Source organism: Mycobacterium sp. 852002-51971_SCH5477799-a (assembly GCF_001667145.1).
GTDB lineage: Bacteria > Actinomycetota > Actinomycetes > Mycobacteriales > Mycobacteriaceae > Mycobacterium.
The window spans coordinates 37,290-57,061 of record NZ_LZIF01000102.1; the positions used below are offsets into that span (position 1 = coordinate 37,290).

The 19,772-nt window shown below is 66.5% G+C and carries 19 protein-coding genes; 13 read left to right on the forward strand and 6 right to left on the reverse strand.

Annotated elements, in window-relative coordinates:
- The first annotated feature begins 56 nt into the window (after positions 1-56).
- The gene (gene holA / locus A5753_RS14540) at positions 57-1,007 is read left to right on the forward strand and encodes a DNA polymerase III subunit delta (RefSeq protein WP_156656111.1); all 951 of its coding nucleotides are present in this window, start codon (positions 57-59) and stop codon (positions 1,005-1,007) included.
- A gap of 29 nt (positions 1,008-1,036) precedes the next feature.
- Here the strand turns inward: holA and rpsT are convergent, their stop codons facing one another.
- The gene (gene rpsT / locus A5753_RS14545) at positions 1,037-1,297 is read right to left on the reverse strand and encodes a 30S ribosomal protein S20 (protein ID WP_067129107.1); all 261 of its coding nucleotides are present in this window, start codon (positions 1,295-1,297) and stop codon (positions 1,037-1,039) included.
- A 144-nt stretch (positions 1,298-1,441) separates the two neighbouring features.
- On the opposite strand from rpsT, the gene A5753_RS14550 reads away from it, so the two are divergent.
- Genes A5753_RS14550 through A5753_RS14565 form a run of 4 tightly spaced genes read left to right on the forward strand, consistent with a single transcriptional unit; the run spans position 1,442 to position 5,683 of the window.
- The gene (locus A5753_RS14550) at positions 1,442-3,136 is read left to right on the forward strand and encodes a circularly permuted type 2 ATP-grasp protein (RefSeq protein WP_067129110.1); all 1,695 of its coding nucleotides are present in this window, start codon (positions 1,442-1,444) and stop codon (positions 3,134-3,136) included.
- Positions 3,123-4,100, forward strand: a complete 978-nt coding sequence (locus A5753_RS14555) for an alpha-E domain-containing protein (RefSeq protein WP_067129113.1) — start codon at positions 3,123-3,125, stop codon at positions 4,098-4,100. Before A5753_RS14550 ends, A5753_RS14555 begins: the two co-directional genes overlap by 14 nt.
- Complete coding sequence (locus tag A5753_RS14560; protein WP_067129116.1) at positions 4,100-4,939, forward strand: transglutaminase family protein; 840 nt, start codon at positions 4,100-4,102, stop codon at positions 4,937-4,939. Before A5753_RS14555 ends, A5753_RS14560 begins: the two co-directional genes overlap by 1 nt.
- A 39-nt stretch (positions 4,940-4,978) precedes the next feature.
- Positions 4,979-5,683, forward strand: a complete 705-nt coding sequence (locus A5753_RS14565; RefSeq protein WP_067129120.1) for a hypothetical protein — start codon at positions 4,979-4,981, stop codon at positions 5,681-5,683.
- Between the two features lie 9 nt (positions 5,684-5,692).
- Here the strand turns inward: A5753_RS14565 and A5753_RS14570 are convergent, their stop codons facing one another.
- The gene (locus A5753_RS14570) at positions 5,693-6,535 is read right to left on the reverse strand and encodes a ribonuclease Z (RefSeq protein WP_067129230.1); all 843 of its coding nucleotides are present in this window, start codon (positions 6,533-6,535) and stop codon (positions 5,693-5,695) included.
- A gap of 169 nt (positions 6,536-6,704) precedes the next feature.
- On the opposite strand from A5753_RS14570, the gene A5753_RS14575 reads away from it, so the two are divergent.
- Complete coding sequence (locus tag A5753_RS14575) at positions 6,705-7,133, forward strand: CBS domain-containing protein (protein WP_067129233.1); 429 nt, start codon at positions 6,705-6,707, stop codon at positions 7,131-7,133.
- 95 nt (positions 7,134-7,228) lie between these two features.
- On the opposite strand, the gene A5753_RS14580 is transcribed toward A5753_RS14575, so the two are convergent.
- Positions 7,229-7,831: a type II toxin-antitoxin system PemK/MazF family toxin gene (locus tag A5753_RS14580; RefSeq protein WP_067129123.1), complete on the reverse strand. Its 603-nt coding sequence runs from the start codon at positions 7,829-7,831 to the stop codon at positions 7,229-7,231.
- A gap of 113 nt (positions 7,832-7,944) precedes the next feature.
- Here A5753_RS14580 and lepA point away from each other — a divergent pair, with 113 nt between their 5' ends.
- Positions 7,945-9,819 (forward strand): translation elongation factor 4, encoded by a 1,875-nt coding sequence (gene lepA / locus A5753_RS14585; protein WP_082971323.1) that lies wholly within the window; start codon positions 7,945-7,947, stop codon positions 9,817-9,819.
- 2 nt (positions 9,820-9,821) lie between these two features.
- Positions 9,822-10,580 (forward strand): sensor domain-containing protein, encoded by a 759-nt coding sequence (locus A5753_RS14590; protein WP_067129129.1) that lies wholly within the window; start codon positions 9,822-9,824, stop codon positions 10,578-10,580.
- Positions 10,581-10,712: 132 nt separating this feature from the next.
- On the opposite strand, the gene A5753_RS14595 is transcribed toward A5753_RS14590, so the two are convergent.
- Complete coding sequence (locus tag A5753_RS14595) at positions 10,713-12,752, reverse strand: glycoside hydrolase family 15 protein (protein WP_067129133.1); 2,040 nt, start codon at positions 12,750-12,752, stop codon at positions 10,713-10,715.
- A gap of 131 nt (positions 12,753-12,883) precedes the next feature.
- Between A5753_RS14595 and A5753_RS14600 the strand changes: the two genes are divergently transcribed.
- The 5 genes from A5753_RS14600 (at position 12,884) to A5753_RS14620 (ending at position 17,233) form a co-directional block, all read left to right on the forward strand.
- A complete protein-coding gene (locus tag A5753_RS14600; protein ID WP_067129135.1) occupies positions 12,884-13,078 on the forward strand; it encodes a hypothetical protein in 195 nt (64 codons plus the stop codon).
- A gap of 336 nt (positions 13,079-13,414) precedes the next feature.
- Positions 13,415-14,446, forward strand: coding sequence for a sulfate ABC transporter substrate-binding protein (locus A5753_RS14605; protein ID WP_067129137.1), 1,032 nt, complete (start codon positions 13,415-13,417; stop codon positions 14,444-14,446).
- On the forward strand, positions 14,443-15,315 hold the full coding sequence (gene cysT / locus A5753_RS14610) for a sulfate ABC transporter permease subunit CysT (RefSeq protein WP_067129140.1): 873 nt from the start codon (positions 14,443-14,445) through the stop codon (positions 15,313-15,315). The genes A5753_RS14605 and cysT overlap by 4 nt, the downstream gene beginning before the upstream one ends.
- On the forward strand, positions 15,312-16,130 hold the full coding sequence (gene cysW, locus A5753_RS14615) for a sulfate ABC transporter permease subunit CysW (protein WP_067129143.1): 819 nt from the start codon (positions 15,312-15,314) through the stop codon (positions 16,128-16,130). The genes cysT and cysW overlap by 4 nt, the downstream gene beginning before the upstream one ends.
- Positions 16,131-16,138: 8 nt before the next feature.
- Positions 16,139-17,233: a sulfate/molybdate ABC transporter ATP-binding protein gene (locus A5753_RS14620; protein ID WP_156656108.1), complete on the forward strand. Its 1,095-nt coding sequence runs from the start codon at positions 16,139-16,141 to the stop codon at positions 17,231-17,233.
- Positions 17,234-17,261: 28 nt separating this feature from the next.
- Here A5753_RS14620 and A5753_RS14625 read toward each other — a convergent pair whose 3' ends face one another.
- Complete coding sequence (locus tag A5753_RS14625; protein WP_067129146.1) at positions 17,262-18,005, reverse strand: phosphoadenylyl-sulfate reductase; 744 nt, start codon at positions 18,003-18,005, stop codon at positions 17,262-17,264.
- On the reverse strand, positions 18,002-19,669 hold the full coding sequence (locus A5753_RS14630) for a nitrite/sulfite reductase (protein ID WP_067129149.1): 1,668 nt from the start codon (positions 19,667-19,669) through the stop codon (positions 18,002-18,004). The genes A5753_RS14625 and A5753_RS14630 overlap by 4 nt, the downstream gene beginning before the upstream one ends.
- Positions 19,670-19,772: the final 103 nt, after the last annotated feature.

Below are 19,772 nucleotides of genomic sequence, written 5' to 3' on the forward strand. Positions count from 1 at the left end.
AGGGCGGCGCCGTCGGTGGGGCGTGACACGATCGAGGGGTGAGCGAGCTTTCGCCGTTGCACCTGGTCCTGGGAGACGAGGAACTGCTCGTCGAGCGAGCGGTAGCCAACGTCCTCCGGTCGGCGCGGAAGCGCGCCGGGACCGACGACGTTCCGGTCAACCGGATGCGTGCCGGCGACGTCAGCACTTATGAGCTCGCCGAGCTGCTGAGTCCGTCATTGTTCGCCGACGAGCGCATTGTCGTGCTGGAGGCCGCCGGGGAAGCCGGCAAAGATGCTGCGGCGGTGATTGTTTCGGCCGCGAGTGACATGCCGACGGGTGTGGTGCTGGTCGTGGTGCACTCGGGTGGTGGGCGAGCCAAGGCGCTGGCCACCGAGCTGCAGGCCCTCGGCGCCGAGGTGCATGCCTGCGCGCGGATCACCAAGCCCAGCGAGCGCATCGACTTCATCCGCAACGAGTTTCGCGCCCTGCGGGTCAGGGCCGACGAGCAGACGGTGACCGCGATGCTGGATTCGGTCGGTTCCGATCTGCGGGAGTTGGCCTCTGCCTGCTCCCAGTTGGTGGCCGACACCGGCGGGGCGGTCGACGCCGCCGCGGTGCGCCGCTATCACAGCGGCAAGGCCGAGGTGAAGGGATTCGACATCGCGGACAAGGCGGTGGCCGGCGACGTCGAGGGCGCCGCCGAGGCGTTGCGGTGGGCGATGATGCGGGGGGAGCCGCTGGTGGTGCTGGCCGATGCGCTGGCCGAGGCGATCCACACGATCGGCCGGATAGGCCCCCTCTCGGGTGATCCCTACCGGCTCGCGTCACAGCTCGGGATGCCGCCCTGGCGAGTGCAGAAGGCCCAGAAACAGGCCCGGCGTTGGTCGCGGGACTCGGTGGCCTCGGCGATGAAAGTGGTGGCGGCGCTCAACGCGAACGTCAAGGGGGCGGTGGTGGACGCCGACTACGCCCTGGAATCCGCCGTCAGACAGGTGGCCGAACTAGCCGCCCAACGCGGCCGCTAGAGGGGGAGGGCGTCTCGACCGGGCGAACCTCAGATCTTGTTGAGGGCCTGCGCCAGCGCCGACTTCTTGTTCGCGGCCTGGTTCTTGTGGATCACGCCCTTGCTGGCGGCCTTGTCCAGCTTGCGGTTGGTCGACACCAACAGCTCGGCGGCCTTCTCTTTGTCACCGGCGCCGGCGGCCTCGCGGAAAGCGCGGACAGCGGTACGCAGCGACGACTTGACCGACTTGTTGCGCAGCCGAGCGCGCTCGTTGGTCTTGTTGCGCTTCTGCTGCGACTTGATGTTGGCCACGCTGGAGTTCCTTCTTCGATTAGACGTTTTGTGGGGCGCCGGATATCACCACAGCGATTGCCCAGGTTATCAGTGAGTTACGTTTTCTCCCAAAACGGGAACACGTGGGCTGCCAGAACGTCGACTTGAGGCAGCATCTGAACAGTGAGTCTTACGAACCAGCTTGACGACACCAAGCGGGGTTTTCGCGCTGCCCGTTCTGAGCGCATTTTCGGTGGATACAACGGGTCTTCGGACGCCTACGAGCTGGCGTTTGACGAGATGTTCGATGCCCAGGGCGCCGTCCGCGGCCCCTACAAAGGCATTTACGCCGAGCTTGCGCCGTCGGACGCCTCGGAGCTCAAGGCTCGCGCTGAGGCGCTCTCCCGCGCCTTCCTCGACCAGGGCATCACCTTCTCGCTATCGGGCCAGGAGCGGCCGTTTCCCCTGGACCTCGTGCCGCGGGTCATCTCGGCGGCCGAGTGGATGCGCCTGGAGCGCGGCATCACCCAACGGGTCAAGGCGCTCGAGAAGTACCTCGATGACATTTACGGTGACCAGGAAATCTTGAATGACGGAGTCATCCCGCGCCGGCTGATCACCTCCTGCGAACATTTCCACCGCCAGGCGATGGGCATCGTCCCGCCCAACGGGGTGCGGATCCACGTCGCCGGCATCGATCTAATCCGCGATGAAAAGGGCATTTGGCGGGTTCTCGAGGACAACCTGCGCTCGCCGTCCGGTGTCTCCTACGTCATGGAGAACCGGCGCACCATGGCGCGCGTCTTTCCTAACCTGTTCGCCACCCACCGGGTGCGCGCGGTCGACGACTACGCCTCGCACCTGCTACGGGCCCTGCGCAACTCCGCCGCCACCAACGAGGCGGACCCGACCGTGGTGGTGCTGACCCCGGGTGTCTACAACTCGGCCTATTTCGAGCATTCGCTGCTGGCCCGCCAGATGGGTGTCGAGCTGGTCGAAGGGCGCGACCTGTTCTGCCGCGACAACCAGGTGTACATGCGCACCACCGATGGCGAGCGTCACGTCGACGTCATCTATCGGCGCATCGACGACGCCTTCCTGGATCCACTGCAATTCCGCGCCGACTCGGTGCTGGGCGTGGCCGGCCTGGTCAACGCCGCCCGCGCCGGCAACGTCTCCATCTCCAGCGCCATCGGCAACGGCGTCGGCGACGACAAACTCGTCTACACCTACGTCCCTACGATGATCGAGTACTACCTGGGCGAAAAACCCTTGCTGGCCAACGTGGAGACGTTGCGCTGCTGGCTCGACGACGAGCGTGAAGAGGTGCTGGACCGCATCGACGAGTTGGTGCTCAAGCCGGTGGAGGGGTCCGGGGGTTACGGCATCGTGTTCGGCCCGGAGGCCTCGGAGAAGGAGTTGGCCGCCACCGCCAAGAAGGTGCGCGACGATCCCCGAAGCTGGATCGCGCAGCCGATGATGGAGCTGTCGACGGTCCCGACGCAGATCGGCAACACCCTGGCGCCCCGCTATGTGGATCTGCGACCGTTCGCGGTCAACGACGGCAACGACGTGTGGGTGCTGCCCGGCGGGCTGAGCCGGGTGGCCCTGGTCGAGGGGTCCCGGGTAGTCAACTCCAGCCAGGGTGGGGGCTCTAAGGACACCTGGGTGTTGGCGTCGCGTGCGGCGGCCGGTGACCATGAGCTCGAGGCGGCGGAGGTGGTGCGCTCGTTGCCCACCTCGATGCCCGACCCGTTGGAAGACGCGCAGCGGCTGACGTCGCAGACCTCTCAGCAGCCGCAGCCCACCGACCAGCCTCAGCGCGAGAAACCCAAACAACAGCAGCAACAGAGGGCGGTGCGCGATGCTGGCACGTAACGCCGAGGCGCTGTACTGGATCGGCCGCTACGTCGAGCGCGCCGACGACACTGCCCGCATCCTGGATGTGGCGCTGCACCAGTTGCTCGAGGATTCCAGCGTCGACCCGGACCAGGCCTCGCGCCTGCTGCTGCGGGTGCTCGGCATCGACCCGCCGGATCACCACCTGGACGTGTGGTCGTTGACCGACCTAGTGGCCTACAGCGCCAACGCCCAGGGTGGCTGCTCGATCGTCGACGCCATCACCTCGGCACGAGAAAACGCGAAATCGGCGCGCGAAGTGACCTCCATCGAGATTTGGGAGTGCCTCAACACCACCTATCACGCCCTGCCCGAGCGGGAACGATCCGCCAAACGCCTTGGGCCGCACGACTTCTTGTCGTTCATCGAGCGTCGCGCGGCGATGTTCGCCGGGCTGGCCGACTCAACGCTGTCCCGCGACGACGGCTACCGGTTCATGGTGCTGGGTAGGGCGATCGAACGGGTCGACATGACGGTGCGGCTGTTGCTGTCGCGGGTCGGTGACAGCGCCTCATCCCCGGCGTGGGTGACGCTGTTGCGATCGGCGGGCGCCCACGACACCTACCTGCGCACCTACCGTGGCGTGCTGGACGCCGGCCGGGTGGTCGAATTCATGTTGCTGGACCGGCTGTTTCCGCGTTCGGTGTTCTACTCGCTGCGATTGGCCGAACACAACCTGGACGAACTGGTCCGCAACCGGCAGAGCCGGATCGGGGCCACCGCCGAGGCGCAGCGGCTACTCGGCCAGGCGCGCAGCGAATTGGAGTTCGTTCAGCCCGGCGTCCTGCTGGAATCATTGGAAAGCCGGCTGGCCGGGCTACAGCGGACCTGCCATGACGTCGGAGAAGCATTGGCGCTGCAGTACTTTCACGTGACGCCCTGGGTGGCGTGGTCGGACGCGGGCCAGCGTGGCCGCCTGGTCAGCAGGAAGGGCGACGGCTGATGTGGCGGCTGCGGGTGGTGCACACCACGGGATACGCCTACCAGTCGCCGGTGACCGCCTCCTACAACGAGGCCCGGCTGACCCCGCGGTCGAACAACCGACAGAACGTCATCCTCAACCGCGTCGAAACCATCCCGGCGACCCGGTCCTACCGCTACATCGACTACTGGGGCACCGCGGTCACCGCGTTCGATCTGCATGCGCCGCACACCGATCTCACGGTGATGTCATCATCGGTCGTCGAAACCGAGCGGGCCGAGCCACTCTCGACGGAGGTGGACTGGAGCGACCTGCAATCGGAGGCGGTGATCGATCGCTACGATGACCTGCTTCGCCCCACCGAGCATGCCCCGGCCAGCAAGCGGGTGGCCTCGGTGGCAAGGAAGATCAGCAAGACCCGCAAGCCGGCCGAAGCCGTTGTGGCGGCAGCCGATTGGGTACGCAACGAATTGGAATACCTTCCGGGGACCACCAGCGTGCACTCGTCAGGGCTGGACGCGTTGAAAGCGGGCACGGGCGTCTGCCAGGATTTCGTGCATTTATCGCTGATGTTGTTGCGCAGCATGGGAATTCCGGCACACTATGTCTCGGGCTACCTGCATCCCAAACGCGACGCCGTAGTGGGGGACACCGTTGACGGGCGAAGCCACGCCTGGATCGAGGCGTGGACGGGTGCCTGGTGGAGCTATGACCCCACCAACGACACCGAGATCACCGAGCAGTACGTCGGCGTCGGCGCGGGCCGCGACTACGCCGACGTTTCCCCGCTGAAGGGCATTTACTCCGGGGAGGGCGCCACCGACCTCGACGTGATCGTGGAGGTGACCCGGCTCGCATAGCCGAGGCAATAGACCAGACGCCGGGATACCGTTGCGGGAATGAACGATTCAGCCGGAGGCGCGGCTCGGCGCGACGGGAATCGACCCCGGCGTGCCGGGTGGCCCCTGGCGCCGCTGTCCCTGGCCTGCATAGGGCTGCTCGTCGGCGGCATCGCCATCGGGGTCGCCATGGGCGGCGTCATGCCGTTGCCATACGGCCCGGCAAGCGCCGTCACGAGCTACGTCCGCGCCCAGCCGGTGGCCGTGCGGATCATCGCCGTCGCGACCTTTGCGTCCTCGGTGCCGCTGGCCCTCTACGCGGCAATCGCGGCTGCCCAATTGCGGCGACTCGAGACGAGGTCCGGGTCCGCCTCGGTCGCGCTGGCCGGCGGCGCCCTGGCCGCCGGTGCGCTCGGCCTGGCCGGGCTGCTGGGCTGGACGTTGTCGATACCGGACGTCGGCGCGAACGCGGCGTTGGTCAGGGCGCTCTACTTGCTGGTGTTCCTCACCGGCGGCCCGGGGCACATTGTGGCGTTGGGGCTGCTGGTCGGCGCGATTGCGGCGTCCGGCACGACAGTGCTGCCCAGACCGGTCGCCTGGATCGGTCTGGCGACGGCCGTCCTCGCCGAAGCGGCGGCGGTGGTGCTGATCTGGCCGGCGCTGGGCGTCATCCTCCCGGTCGCGCGGGTCCTGGCGCTGACCTGGCTGATGGTGGCGAGCATTGCTTTATCGCCTGCGGCGCAACGAGGTTCGGCGGCCCGATAAACAGCGCCGTCAGATGCGTGTGTCGATCTGGACCCGATGCAGATCGTCACCGAGTTCGATGCGCCCGTTGAACTGCGTGGCCGCCAGCGCCCGCCACTGTTCTTCCTGGCCGGGCACCAGTGCCGGCACGTAATGCGTCATGACAAGGGTGGCCACCCCCGCGCGGGCCGCGGTGGCCGCCGCCTCCTCCACCGACGAGTGGTAGTCGCAGATGTCCTGCAGCCGCTGCTGGGGGATCGTGGCCACAATGTCCTTGCGGATTACCGTGTGCACCAGCGCGTCGGCGCCGGCCGCCAGCCCGTCCAGGCCGGCGCACGGGACGGTGTCACCGGCGAGCACCACCGAGGCGTCGTGGTAATCGACCCGGAACCCGATGGTCGGGGCCACCGGCCGGTGGTCGGTGGGGGCCGCCTGGATGGATACGCCGTCGCGGTCCCAGACTGGGCCGTCGGTGTATTCGTGGACGTCCACCGCCGGCGGCTCATTGAGGTCGGCGTGATGGGCTATTCGATAGCCGATGTCGTGGCGGAACGCGTTCAGCGTCGCCGCGACCGCCGCGGCGGTCCCGGGCGGTCCGATGATCGGTAGCGGCGCGGCATCGGGGGTGAAGGTGCTGATCCACCGGGTGATCAGGACATCGCCGAGGTCTGCGATGTGGTCGCTGTGCAGGTGGGTGAGCAGCAACGCCGACAATCCGGCCGCGCCCACCCCTACCGCGGCCGCGCGCTGGAGCACGCCACGCCCGCAATCGACCAGGAACACTTGCCCGCCGGCACGCACCAGGGTTGACGGCCCGGCGCGGTTCGGATCGGGGATCGGACTTCCGGTGCCCAGCAGCGTGACCTCGATCATGGCCCCATCTTGCAAGCCCGCGGGGCCTGCAGTGGTCCGATCGGCCGATCACCGGGGGCTTTGACCGATTTGGACACGATCTGTTTGCAGGTTCTCTTGGTGGCTTTTCCGGCGCGCAAGGAAGCCGTAGCCTGATGTGAAGCGGATCACAACCCGGCTGGAGGCCTCGATGCGGATAGCGGACGTCTTGCGGAACAAGGGCGCGGCGGTGGTGACCATCAACCCGGACGCGACTGTTCGCGAGCTGCTTGCGGGTCTGAGCGACCAAAACATCGGCGCCATGGTCGTGGTCGGCGACGAGGGTGTGGTCGGCATCGTGTCGGAGCGCGATGTGGTGCGCCAGCTGCATACGCACGGCGCCAGTGTGCTGTCTCGCCCGGTGTCCAAGATCATGACGTCGATGCTGGCCACGTGCACCAAGACCGACGAGGTCGACGCCATCAGCGTCTTGATGACGAAAAACCGGGTGCGACATGTGCCGGTGCTGGACGGCAAGAAACTGATCGGCATCGTCAGCATCGGTGACGTGGTGAAAACCCGGCTGGAAGAACTCGAGGCCGGGCAGCGGCAGCTGCAGTCCTACATCACCCAGGGCTGAGCGCGGGCATTCGCCCGGCTTCGCTCGCCGAACGGGCACTCACGGCGTAAAAGTCGGCGGCGTTTTCTCGCTCTGAATGCACGTTCGGCGGCGCACTAGCGCCAGGAGTACTCGGCGCGCAGCCGCGCGGCCACCACGTCGAAGATCTCGCGATCCAGGATGGCGCCTTCGCGGCGAATGCCCTCTTCGGGCACGTCGAGCACCCGATCCAGCCGGACCCAGCTCGGCCTGCCCTCGTAATCCCAAGGGCCCGAACCGATCCCGATCCAGTCGCGATCCGCGGCGTGGCGCTCCTGACTGGACACCATCAACCCCAGCAGGACGCTGCGCTCCCGTCCCACGACCAGGACGGGACGGTCCTTGCCCCGGGTGGGGTCGTCCTCGTAGACCACCCACGTCCAGACGATCTCGCCGGGGTCGGCCCGGCCGTCCAGGGTCGGCGCGTACACCAGCTTGCGGGCCCGCTGCGCCGTCGGCAGGCTGCCGCTGGTCACCGGCCGGCCGGAGACGGGCGCGTCGGCGGGTGGCGGTGCCACTGCGGCGATGACGTTCGCGGTGATCCTCACCGCCTGCTGCAGCTCACGCAGTACGGTCTGGGAATTCTGCACCTGGCGGACCAGGCGAGGGGCGTTGTTGAACACCAAATTCTCGGCAAACCGCTGAAACGTCTTCCACTGGGATTTCCGGGGGGACGCCATATTCGCAGCATAGACGCGAGGGGCGGGGCGCGATTGTGTCCAAGTAGGTCACGTCGGCACTGTCTGGATACGCTGGACATACCCGCGAACCGCCCCAGGAACGGCGGCGGAGCATCCGTCAAACTTGCACGCACCAGGAGATTCCCATCAGCAGTTTCGCCGACAAGACCTTCACTGCGCCGGCGCAGATTCGGAACTTCTGCATCATCGCCCACATCGACCACGGCAAGTCCACGCTGGCCGACCGGATGCTCCAGTTCACCGGCGTCGTCGACGAGCGCTCGATGCGCGCCCAGTACCTGGACCGGATGGACATCGAGCGCGAGCGCGGGATCACCATTAAGGCCCAGAACGTGCGCCTGCCGTGGAAAGTCGGCGACACCGAATACGTGCTGCACCTGATCGACACCCCGGGCCACGTCGACTTCACCTATGAGGTGTCGCGCGCACTGGAGGCCTGCGAGGGCGCGGTGCTGCTGGTCGACGCCGCGCAGGGCATCGAGGCGCAGACCCTGGCCAACCTCTACCTGGCGCTGGACCGCGACCTGCACATCATCCCGGTGCTTAACAAGATCGACCTGCCCGCCGCCGACCCGGATCGCTACGCCGCCGAGATAGCCCACATCATCGGTTGCGAGCCGGGCGACGTGCTGCGGGTCTCCGGCAAGACCGGAGACGGCGTCGCGGACCTGCTCGATCACGTGGTGCGCGAGGTGCCGCCCCCACAGGGCGAGGCCGACGCGCCGCTGCGGGCGATGATCTTCGACTCGGTCTACGACATCTACCGCGGCGTGGTGACCTACGTGCGGGTGGTCGACGGCAAGATCACCCCACGCGAGCGCATCGCGATGATGTCCACCGGCGCCACCCACGAACTGCTCGAGGTCGGCATCGTCTCGCCGGAGCCGAAGGCCAGCGACGGCCTGGGCGTGGGGGAGGTGGGCTACCTGATCACCGGCGTCAAGGACGTCCGCCAATCCAAGGTGGGTGACACCGTGACGACGGCACGCCGCGGTGCCGCCGAAGCGCTGACCGGATACCGCGAACCCAAGCCGATGGTCTATTCGGGTCTGTATCCCGTGGACGGTTCGGACTACCCGGTTCTGCGCGACGCCCTGGACCGCCTGCAACTCAACGACGCCGCCCTGACCTACGAGCCGGAGACGTCGGTGGCGCTGGGCTTCGGATTCCGTTGCGGCTTCTTGGGTTTGCTGCACATGGAGATCACCCGCGAGCGCCTGGAGCGCGAGTTCAATCTGGACCTGATCTCAACCTCGCCCAACGTGGTCTATCGCGTGATCAAGGAAGACAACACAGAGATCCGGGTGACCAACCCGTCGGACTGGCCGGAGGGCAAGATCCGCGAGGTCTACGAGCCGGTGGTCAAGACCACGATCATCGCGCCGAGCGAATTCATCGGCACCATCATGGAGCTGTGCCAGTCGCGTCGCGGCGAGCTGGGCGGCATGGATTACCTGTCACCCGAACGGGTCGAGTTGCGTTACACCATGCCGCTGGGCGAGATCATCTTCGACTTCTTCGATTCGCTGAAGTCACGTACCCGTGGCTACGCCAGCCTCGACTACGAGGAGGCCGGCGAGCAGGAGGCTCAACTGGTCAAGGTCGACATCCTGTTGCAAGGCGAGGCGGTCGACGCGTTCAGCGCGATCGTCCATAGGGACGGGGCATCGGCCTACGGCAACAAGATGACCACCAAGCTCAAAGAGCTCATCCCGCGCCAGCAGTTCGAGGTGCCCATCCAGGCCGCCATCGGATCGAAAATCATTGCGCGCGAGAACATTCGCGCGATCCGCAAGGACGTGTTGTCCAAGTGCTACGGCGGCGACATCACTCGTAAACGCAAGCTTCTCGAAAAGCAGAAGGAAGGCAAGAAGCGGATGAAGACCATCGGGCGCGTCGATGTGCCGCAGGAGGCGTTCGTCGCGGCGCTGTCCGCCGACGCCGCGGGGGACAAGGGCAAGAAATAGCCATGCGAATGCGGGGGATCGCGACGGCGCTGCTGGCGGTCGCCGCGGCGGCGACGGGCTGCGGTGGGGTAGTGGCGGGCACGGCGAAGCCGGCGCCGAACCTGAAGCCGGGACCGCTCAGCGGCCCGACGGTCAAGCAGGTGCTTCTCGATGGTGCGACGCTGTCGCGGATGCTCAACCAGACCTTTGTGGCGCGTGATCCGGCCGCATTCGGCGGGCCCGAAAAGCTTTATCAGGTCAAGCGATCGACGTCGCAGGCCGGCTGCCTGGGCGTGACGGCGATGTTGCAGCAGGGCGTGTACCGGTCGGCTGACGTGAAAGACGTTGCGTCGGAATCGTGGTGGAACAACGGCGAACCGGCGCAGGTGATCGTGGTCGAGGAAGGCGTGGTCGCGCTTCCGTCGGCCACGCAGGCCAAGGCGCTGTTCGCGCAGTTCTCCCAGCAGTGGCAGCAGTGCAACGGGATGACGACGTCCGAACAGTCCGGTCCGATCAGCACCACGAACGTGATCAGTGATGTCCGCGCCACCGATTCCACACTCGCGGCCACCAAGACCGCGACATCGATACTGCCCAACATGCCGCCGCTGCGGCCCACCCCGCAGGCGCGCGCCATCGGCATCCGGTCGAATTGCCTCGTCGAGGTTCAGGTGGTGTTCTTCGGGGGCCGACGGTCCTCCGACCCGGGATCGGCGGACATTGACTCCAGCGCAATCGATGTCGCGCATGCCCTGATGGACAAGGTCAGCGCTCTGGGCTGACGCCGCGCCTCATGGTCGCGACCCGCGTCCCCGCTTCGACCCGCTTCGCCCGGCTACGCCGCGCTCGCGATCGCCACTACCTGATGGTGGCGACCCGCTTCGCCCGGCTACGCCGCGCTCGCGATCGCCACGTCACATCGGCGCGTTCGCCGGCTGGAACATCCCGGAGCCGTCGGCTTCCTCCTCGGCGCGAATGACGTGCACCACCGCGTTGATCAGCGCCAGGTGGGTGAACGCTTGCGGGAAGTTGCCCAGCTGCCGGCCGGTGCGCGGCTCGATCTCCTCGGCGTAGAGATGCAGCGGGCTGGCGTAGGACAGCAGCCGCTCACACAGGCGTTTGGCGCGCCGCACCTCACCGATTTCGACCAGCGCCGACACCAACCAGAACGAGCAGATCGTGAAGGTGCCCTCCTCGCCGGACAGCCCGTCGTCGGTCTCCTCGACCCGGTAGCGCAGCACCAGGCCTTCCTGGGTGAGTTCGTCGGCGATCGCCAGGACGGTGTTTCGCACCCGCGGGTCATCCGGGGGCAGGAACCGCGTCAGCACCACCAACAGCAGCGAGGCGTCCAGCGCGTCATGGCCGTAGCGCTGGGTGAACACCCCGCGCGAGTCCACGCCGTGCTGCAGGATGTCGTTCTTGATCTCCTCGGCGATCGACCGCCACTGCTGGGCATAGCTCTTCTCGCCCTGCCGCTCGGCGAGCTTGGCTCCGCGGTCCAGCGCCACCCAGCACATCACCTTCGACGACGTGAAATGCTGCGGTTCGCCGCGCACCTCCCAGATGCCGCGGTCCGGTTCGCGCCAGTGCTTGATCGCCTCCTCCACCTGCTTCTTCAGCACCGGCCACAACGTCTCCGGCACTTGCTCGCGCGACTTGGCATGCAGGTAGAAGGAATCCAGGATGGAGCCCCAGATGTCGTGCTGGATCTGGTCGTAGGCGCCGTTGCCGATTCGCACCGGTCGGGCGTGGTCATAGCCGGACAGGTGATGCAGCTCTTCTTCGACCAGGCTGCGCTCGCCGCCCACGCCGTACATGACCTGCAGCGGGTGGCGCTCGTTGTGGTTGGCGCCGGACACGTCGGCGATAAAGGCGAAGAAATCGTCGGCCTCACGGTCCAGCCCCAGCGTGTACAGACCCCACAGCGCGAACGTCGAGTCGCGCACCCAGGCGTAGCGGTAATCCCAATTGCGTTCGCCCTGAGGCGTTTCCGGCAGCGACGTGGTGCTGGCCGCGAGCAGCGCACCGGTAGGCGAGTAGGTCAGGCCCTTCAAAGTCAGCGCGCTGCGCTGCAGGTACGCCCGCCACGGGTGGTCGGGGAAGTTGCCGATGTTGATCCACTGCCGCCAACACTCGGTGGTCTGCCACATCTTGTCGGCGGCCTCTTGGTACGTCTGCGGCGCCGGGTGCTTGGTCCAGCTCAGCGCGACGAACACGTCGTCGCCTTCTTTCATCCGGGTGCGCGCGCGTGCCTCCCGGCCTTCGAGCCCGATACGCAGGTTGCTGGTGAGCCGCAGCGTCGGGTGGGCATCGGGGTCCCTGGTGGCGCGGGCGACGGTCTCGCCGTACGCGTTGGCGGAGTACTCCCAGGCGGCGCCGACGCGGTGGTAGTCGAACGCCGGCTCGCAGCTCATCATCAATTCGACGGTGCCGCTGACGCAACGAACGGTGCGCAGCAGAATGTGCTCGGCATCCCAGTCCATCGGTGTGCGGCGATGCGTCCGCGACCGCCGCTCCAGGTCGTGCCAGGGCCCCATGACCAGCGCGTCACGCACGATCAGCCACCCGGTGTGGGTCTGCCAGGTGGTCTCCATGATGAGGCTGCCGGGGAGGTACCGGCGGGCCGAGGGCACCGAGACGCCGTACGGTCCCAGCCGGAAGTGGCCGGCGCTGCGGTCCAGGATCGCGCCGAACACGCTGGGCGAGTCCGGTCGCGGCACGCACAGCCATTCCACCGACCCGGCCGGCGAAATCAGGCAGGTGGTTTCCCAGTCCGACAGAAACGCATAGTCGGCGATCGGCGGAAATGGATTCCGCAGGGCCGCGCTGGGAGCGAGCGGGCCGGCCGTGCGCAAGTCGATGGACGAAGAAATCGCCGCCGCGGCAGCCGCGGGAAACGCTTCCTCGGGCGCGGCGTCGGCCGGCTGGTCTTCGGGTTGGGCATGCAGAACCATCTGGACATCATCGCTGCTCAGCGATCGCGCGTCCAACGTTTCGCGGAGGTGGCGTGGCGCGCGCCCCGGGCAGTCACGCGCCGATGTCCACGCATTGGTTTTCGGCGGCCAGGCCGAATAGGGTGGGCCGCGTGAACGCGTTCCTCAATTGGTGGGACGGCAACGAGCTTTGGCTTTCGGGGCTGCCTTTCGTATTGCAGGCCATGGTGGTGATGCCGATCGTGCTCGCGGTGGCCTATGCCGCGGCGGGCGTGTTGGATGGCCTGCTCGGTAGGGGCATCGAGCTGATGCGCCGTGCCCGCCACGCCGACGGGACTCCTGAGTAACGCCCATGCCTCGATCGCACGTGACGCTGGTTCTCGCCATCCTGGTGGCGCTGGTTCTCGTCACGTGGTTGGCAACCCACCTGATGCACCACCACTAGTGGGCATGGCGCGTTTGCCCGCCCCCCGTTGCGCTGGCGGCAACGTCAATTCCTGTTAGGCTTCCCGCCATGCGCGTGGCAATCGGCTTTCCGGGCTGCTATGCCTTCGTGCATTGTTGTCGCTGACTCCCAACCCCGTGCGCGGTCTGGTCTGGAGTTTTCGAATTCTCCTCAAGTTCTATGCCTATCCGCAGAATCGGGACCGAATCCCCTACGTTTTTGCATCGGAAGGCCCTCAATGGACATCAGGACCGCAACACAGTGGCGGCCCGTCCTCGCCCTTGCTTTGATAGCCGGCGTCATCGCCGGCTGCCACGGCGGTGCCAGTGATGCCGTCGGTGGCGGTGGGCTGGCCAACGCGCGCACCAGCATCACCCTGGTCGCGTACTCGGTCCCAGAACCGGGGTGGAGCAAGATAATTCCGGCGTTCAATGCCTCCGATGAGGGCAAGGACGTGCAAGTCGTCACCTCCTATGGGGCATCCGGTGACCAGTCCCGCGGCGTCGTCGACGGCAAGCCGGCCGACGTCGTGAATTTCTCCGTCGAACCCGACATCGCTCGTCTGGTGAAGGCCGGCAAGGTTTCCAAGGACTGGAATGTCGACGCCACCAAGGGAATTCCGTTCGGTTCGGTGGTCACCCTCGTGGTGCGAAAGGGCAATCCGAAGAACATCAAGGATTGGGATGACCTGTTGCGGCCTGGTGTCGAGGTCATCACCCCCAGCCCCCTGAGTTCTGGGTCGGCCAAGTGGAATCTGCTCGCGCCGTACGCGGTCAAGAGTGAAGGCGGCGCCCATAGTGATGCGGGAGTGGATTTCATCAAGAAGTTGGTGACCGAACACGTCAAACTGCGCCCCGGATCGGGGCGGGAAGCCACCGATGTCTTCGTCCAGGGCAGCGGTGATGTGTTGATCAGCTACGAGAACGAGGCGATCGCCACCGAGCGGGCAGGAAAGCCGGTCGAACACATCAATTTGCCGCAGACCTTCAAGATCGACAATCCGGTGGCCGTGGTCAACACCAGCCCGCACCTGGATGCCGCGGTCGCCTTCAAGAACTTCCAATACACGGCCGCGGCCCAAAAGGTTTGGGCGCAGGCCGGTTTCCGTCCGGTCGATCCGGCCGTCGCCGCCGATTTCCGAAGCCAGTACCCGGTACCGGCGAAACTGTGGACCATCGCCGACCTCGGTGGTTGGGCCACGGCGGACCCGCAGCTCTTCGACAAGACCACCGGCAGCATCACCAAGATCTACACGAATGCCACCGGATGACGGCCATCACGCCGGACCCGCTGGCGATCCGGCCCGAGCTCAGCGGTAACGCACCACCGGGACCGCTGGGCGGAAGCGGCCGCGGGACCACCGCCCTTCGGGTCGGAGCGGCCACGGTGTGGCTGTCGGTGATCGTCCTGCTGCCGCTGGCGGCAATCGCCTGGCAATCCGCCGGTGGCGGCTGGCACGCGTTCTGGCTGGCCGTCTCCTCGAATGCCGCGGTCCAGTCGTTCCGGGTGACCCTGACGATCTCGGCCGGGGTCACGGTGCTCAACTTGGTTTTCGGCCTGGTGATCGCGTGGGTGCTGGTGCGTGATGACTTTCCGGGCAAGCGGCTGGTCGACGCGATCATCGATCTGCCGTTCGCGTTGCCCACGATCGTCGCCAGCCTGGTGATGCTGGCGTTGTACGGCAACCACAGCCCCATCGGCCTGCATCTGCAGCACACGTCATGGGGTGTGACGGTGGCGCTGGCCTTCGTAACGTTGCCGTTCGTGGTGCGCGCCGTCCAGCCGGTGCTCCTGGAATTGGATCGTGAAACCGAGGAGGCCGCGGCGTCGCTGGGTGCCAGCGGCCCGAAGATCTTCACCTCCGTGGTGCTGCCGTCGCTGCTGCCCGCGTTGTTATCCGGTGCGGGCCTGGCGTTCTCACGGGCGATCGGCGAGTTCGGATCCGTGGTGCTCATCGGGGGTGCGGTGCCGGGCAAGACCGAAGTGTCATCGCAGTGGATACGCACCCTGATCGAAAACGACGACCGCACCGGCGCGGCCGCAATATCGATTGTGCTGTTGGCCATTTCGTTTGTCGTGCTGCTCATCCTGCGAATCGTGGGCGGGCACGCGGCCAAGCGTGAGGAGCTGTCCGCATGACATCGTCTGCGGGAGTGCGCTATTGGCTGCGGTTCATCGCGCTCGGATACATTTTCGTTCTGCTGGTCGTCCCGGTCGCGCTGATCCTGTGGCGGACATTTGAACCTGGGCTCGGCCAGTTCTACGCCTGGGTGAGCACCCCCGCCGCGATATCGGCGCTGAATCTGACGCTGCTGGTGGTGGCCATCGTGGTGCCCCTCAACGTTGTCTTTGGTATTCCCACGGCATTGGTGCTCGCGCGCAACAGGTTTCGTGGCAAGGGCGTGCTGCAGGCCGTCATCGACCTTCCGTTCGCCGTCTCGCCCGTTATCGTGGGCGTCGCGTTGATCGTTTTGTGGGGGTCGGCCGGTGCGCTCGGTTTCGTGGAGCAGGACCTAGGGTTCAAGATCATCTTCGGCCTGCCGGGAATTGTGCTTGCCAGCATCTTCGTCACGCTTCCTTTCGTGGTTCGCGAAGTGGAGCCGGTGCTGCACGAGCTGGGAACCGACCAGGAGGAGGCGGCGGCCACCCTGGGTTCGGGCTGGTGGCAGACCTTCTGGCGGATCACCTTGCCGTCCATCCGGTGGGGTCTGACCTACGGCATCGTGTTGACGATCGCACGTACCCTGGGGGAATACGGCGCCGTGCTCATGGTGTCGTCGAACCTGCCCGGGAAGTCGCAGACACTGACATTGCTCGTCTCCGACCGCTACAACCGGGGCGCGGAGTACGGCGCCTATGCGCTGTCCACGCTGCTGATGGGAGTTGCCGTGCTGGTGTTGGTTTTCCAGGTGGTGCTCGACGCGCGCCGCGCACGAGCGGCCAGACAGGCCTGACGAGGGGAATGACCGTGACCGACGACGGCGCCAACCGCGACGACCTTGCCATCATTGTGCGCGACGCCAACAAACGCTATGGCGATTACGTCGCCCTGGACCATGTGGACTTCGTGGTGCCCACCGGCTCGCTGACGGCGTTGCTGGGTCCCAGTGGGTCGGGCAAATCGACCCTGCTGCGTGCCATCGCGGGCCTCGACCAACCCGACACCGGAACCGTCACGATCTACGGCCGTGACGTGACGCGGGTGCCACCGCAGCGCCGGGGCATCGGCTTCGTGTTTCAGCACTATGCGGCGTTCAAGCACTTGACTGTCCGCGACAACGTGGCCTATGGGCTCAAGGTCCGCAAGCGGCCCAAAGCCGAGGTCAAGGCGAAAGTCGACAATCTGCTGGAGGTGGTGGGCCTGAGCGGGCTTGCGGCCCGCTACCCCAACCAGCTGTCCGGCGGTCAACGGCAGCGGATGGCATTGGCGCGGGCGCTGGCCGTCGATCCGCAGGTGCTGCTGCTCGACGAGCCGTTCGGCGCGCTGGACGCCAAGGTGCGTGAGGATCTGCGAGCGTGGCTGCGGCGCCTGCACGACGAGGTGCACGTGACCACGGTGCTGGTCACCCACGACCAGGCCGAGGCATTGGACGTCGCCGACCGCATCGCGGTGCTCAACCAGGGCCGCATCGAGCAGATCGGTTCCCCTACCGACGTCTATGACACCCCAGCGAACGCGTTCGTGATGTCGTTCCTCGGTGCGGTGTCCACCCTGAACGGCACCCTGGTGCGCCCGCACGACATCCGGGTGGGGCGCAACCCCCAGATGGCGATCGCCGGCGGGGACGGCACCGCCGATTCCGTCGGTGTGGTGCGCGCCGTCGTCGAACGGGTGGTCACGCTGGGATTCGAGGTACGGGTCGAGCTGACCAGCGCCGCCACCGGCGGCTTCTTCACCGCCCAGATCACCCGCGGCGACGCCGAGGCGCTGGCCCTGCGCGAAGGCGACACCGTCTACGTACGTGCCACCCGCGTTCCGCCGATCGCCCTGCATTCAACCGACGCCGGACGCGCGGACGGGGCCGACGAGGACGAAAACACGTTGACGTCGGCCTGACGGCCGGGTTCGTCAGTTAGCGCCGTCGCTAAGAGGCGTGCAATCCGCATTCCGTCTTGGCCCGCCCCTGCCAGCGTCCGCTGCGCGGGTCGGCGCCCGCCAGCGGCTTCGCCGTGCAGGGCTCGCAGCCGATCGATGAATATCCTTCGTAGATAAGCGGATTGACCAGAACACCGTGATCGTCGATGTAGTTCTGCACGTCTTCGTCGGTCCACGTCGCCATCGGGTTGACTTTCACCAGCTTGAAGCCCTCGTCGAACCCCACCACCGGCGCGTTGGCGCGCGTAGCCGTCTCCGACCGGCGCAGCCCGGTCACCCACGCCGAGTATCCGCGCAGCGTCTTGCCGAGCGGCTCGACCTTGCGCAACCGGCAGCATTCTCCCGGGTCGCGCGAAAAAAGGTCCTTGCCCAACAGTTTGTCCTGCTCGGCGACGCTCTGCTCTGGAGTGACATTGAGCACCCGGATGTCATACACGGACTCGATCGCGTCCCGGGTGCCGATGGTTTCCACGAAGTGATAACCGGTGTCCAGGAACACTACCGGCACACCCGGGCGCGCCTTCGCCGCCAGATCGATCAACACGGCCTCCTGCATGCTGGAGGCCACCACGTAGTTGCAGGTGGCCCAGCCGCGCGGCCCGTTGACGCCGCCGAATGTTTTATCGGTCCACCGCAACACGTCCGCGGCGCTGGCGCCCTCCAGCTCGGCCGCTCCGCGGGCGGCAAGCGCGCGCAGTTCGGCTTCCGGGAGTCTGGTTGTTCGTTCGCTCATCGCAAATCGTCCTCGTCTGCCCTCATAGCCCACTGTGCGAAACGTTCACCCTCGCCGCGATATTTCAGGAAGTTGCGTGTGACCCGCTCGATGTAGTCGCCGAGCTCGTCGCTGGTGACCTTGTGCTGACGCAACTTTCGACCGAATCCGCTGTCCAGGCCCAGGCTGCCGCCCAAATGAACCTGGAAAGCCTCGACCGAGCCGCCCTGTCCGTCGTCGACCATCTGACCCTTCAGTCCAATGTCGGCGACCTGAATGCGCGCGCATGAATTGGGACAGCCGTTGAGGTTGACGGTGATCGGCACGTCGAGTTGCTCGTTGACGTCCGCAAGGCGGCGTTCCAGGTCGGGCACCAAAGACTGCGCCTTGACCCGGGTTTCGGCAAATGAAAGCTTGCAGAACTCAATCCCTGTGCAAGCCATCACATTCCGGCGCCAATGTGATGGCTGAGTGTGCAGGCCGAGCGCCTCGAGGCCGGCGATCAACTCGTCGAGCTTGTCGTCGGGCACGTCGAGGATGACCAGCTTCTGGTAGGGGGTGAGCCGGATCCGGTCCGAGCCGGCCCGCTCGGCGAGGTCGGCCACGGCGGTGAGGATGGTGCCCGACACCCGTCCCGCGATCGAGGCGACGCCCACCGCGTTGAGTCCGTTCTTGAGCCGCTGCACGCCCACGTGGTCGATCGGGCGCTTCAGCGGCTCGGGAGCCGGGCCGTCGATCAGCGGACGCTTGAGGTATTCGGTTTCCAGGACTTCGCGGAATTTCTCGACGCCCCAGTCCTTGATGAGGAACTTCAGCCGCGCCTTGGACCGCAGCCGTCGGTAGCCGTAATCGCGGAAGATCGAGGTCACCGCGTTCCACACCTCGGGCACCTCTTCGAGCGGCACCCAGGCGCCCACCCGCTGGGCCAGCATCGGGTTGGTCGACAACCCGCCACCGACCCACAGGTCCAGCCCGGGGCCATGCTCGGGGTGGTTGACGCCGATGAACGCGATGTCATTGACCTCGTGCACCACGTCCTGCAGGCCCGAGATCGCAGTCTTGTACTTGCGCGGCAGGTCGGCGAAGTCGGGCTGACCGATATAGCGGCGCGCGATCTCCTCGATCGCCCAGCTGGGGTCGAGCACCTCGTCGAGCGACTCCCCGGCCAGCGGTGAGCCCAAGATCACACGGGGGCAGTCACCGCAGGCTTCGGCGGTCTGCAGCCCGACCTCGGCCAGCCGCCGCCAGATTTCGGGGACGTTCTCCACCTCGATCCAGTGGTACTGCACATTCTCGCGGTCGGTGACGTCGGCGGTGTCGCGGGCGAATTCGGTGGAAATCTGGCCCACGGTGCGCAGCGCGGCCGCCGAGAGCGCGCCGCCGTCGCAGCGCACCCGCATCATGAAGTACTTGGCTTCGAGCAACTCCGCGTTGTCGTCGCCGGTGAACGTGCCGTCGTAGCCCTGTTCGCGCTGGGTGTACAGGCCCCACCAGCGGAAGCGCCCTCGCAGGTCGCTCTTGTCGATGCTGTCGAAGCCGTCGCGCGCGTAGATGGTCTCGATGCGCTCCCGGACGTCCAGCGGGGCGCCGGCCTGCTTCATCTCTTCGTTCGGATTCAGCGGCTCACGATTTCCCAGTGCCCATTGGCCCTCGTTACGGGGCTTCGCGGGTCGGGCGGTGGTCATCGGAAGTTCTCTCCTTCAACAAGATCGCCAGCGCGGCCAGCACAGTTCACCGGCACTTTTGGGCGGCGCGGAACCTCGGCCAGCTGGAGACACAGGGGGCTGG

What these genes read in the sequence shown, in the direction of transcription:
- cysW (WP_067129143.1), top strand. Translation starts at nt 15,312, where the DNA reads ATGACATCGTCTGCGGGAGTGCGCTATTGGCTGCGGTTCATCGCGCTC.
- A5753_RS14595 (WP_067129133.1), bottom strand. Translation starts at nt 12,752, where the DNA reads ATGGTTCTGCATGCCCAACCCGAAGACCAGCCGGCCGACGCCGCGCCC.
- A5753_RS14605 (WP_067129137.1), top strand. Translation starts at nt 13,415, where the DNA reads ATGGACATCAGGACCGCAACACAGTGGCGGCCCGTCCTCGCCCTTGCT.
- A5753_RS14555 (WP_067129113.1), top strand. Translation starts at nt 3,123, where the DNA reads ATGCTGGCACGTAACGCCGAGGCGCTGTACTGGATCGGCCGCTACGTC.
- A5753_RS14590 (WP_067129129.1), top strand. Translation starts at nt 9,822, where the DNA reads ATGCGAATGCGGGGGATCGCGACGGCGCTGCTGGCGGTCGCCGCGGCG.
- A5753_RS14625 (WP_067129146.1), bottom strand. Translation starts at nt 18,005, where the DNA reads ATGAGCGAACGAACAACCAGACTCCCGGAAGCCGAACTGCGCGCGCTT.
- A5753_RS14620 (WP_156656108.1), top strand. Translation starts at nt 16,139, where the DNA reads ATGACCGTGACCGACGACGGCGCCAACCGCGACGACCTTGCCATCATT.
- A5753_RS14580 (WP_067129123.1), bottom strand. Translation starts at nt 7,831, where the DNA reads ATGGCGTCCCCCCGGAAATCCCAGTGGAAGACGTTTCAGCGGTTTGCC.
- A5753_RS14570 (WP_067129230.1), bottom strand. Translation starts at nt 6,535, where the DNA reads ATGATCGAGGTCACGCTGCTGGGCACCGGAAGTCCGATCCCCGATCCG.
- A5753_RS14630 (WP_067129149.1), bottom strand. Translation starts at nt 19,669, where the DNA reads ATGACCACCGCCCGACCCGCGAAGCCCCGTAACGAGGGCCAATGGGCA.
- A5753_RS14565 (WP_067129120.1), top strand. Translation starts at nt 4,979, where the DNA reads ATGAACGATTCAGCCGGAGGCGCGGCTCGGCGCGACGGGAATCGACCC.
- cysT (WP_067129140.1), top strand. Translation starts at nt 14,443, where the DNA reads ATGACGGCCATCACGCCGGACCCGCTGGCGATCCGGCCCGAGCTCAGC.
- A5753_RS14560 (WP_067129116.1), top strand. Translation starts at nt 4,100, where the DNA reads ATGTGGCGGCTGCGGGTGGTGCACACCACGGGATACGCCTACCAGTCG.
- A5753_RS14575 (WP_067129233.1), top strand. Translation starts at nt 6,705, where the DNA reads ATGCGGATAGCGGACGTCTTGCGGAACAAGGGCGCGGCGGTGGTGACC.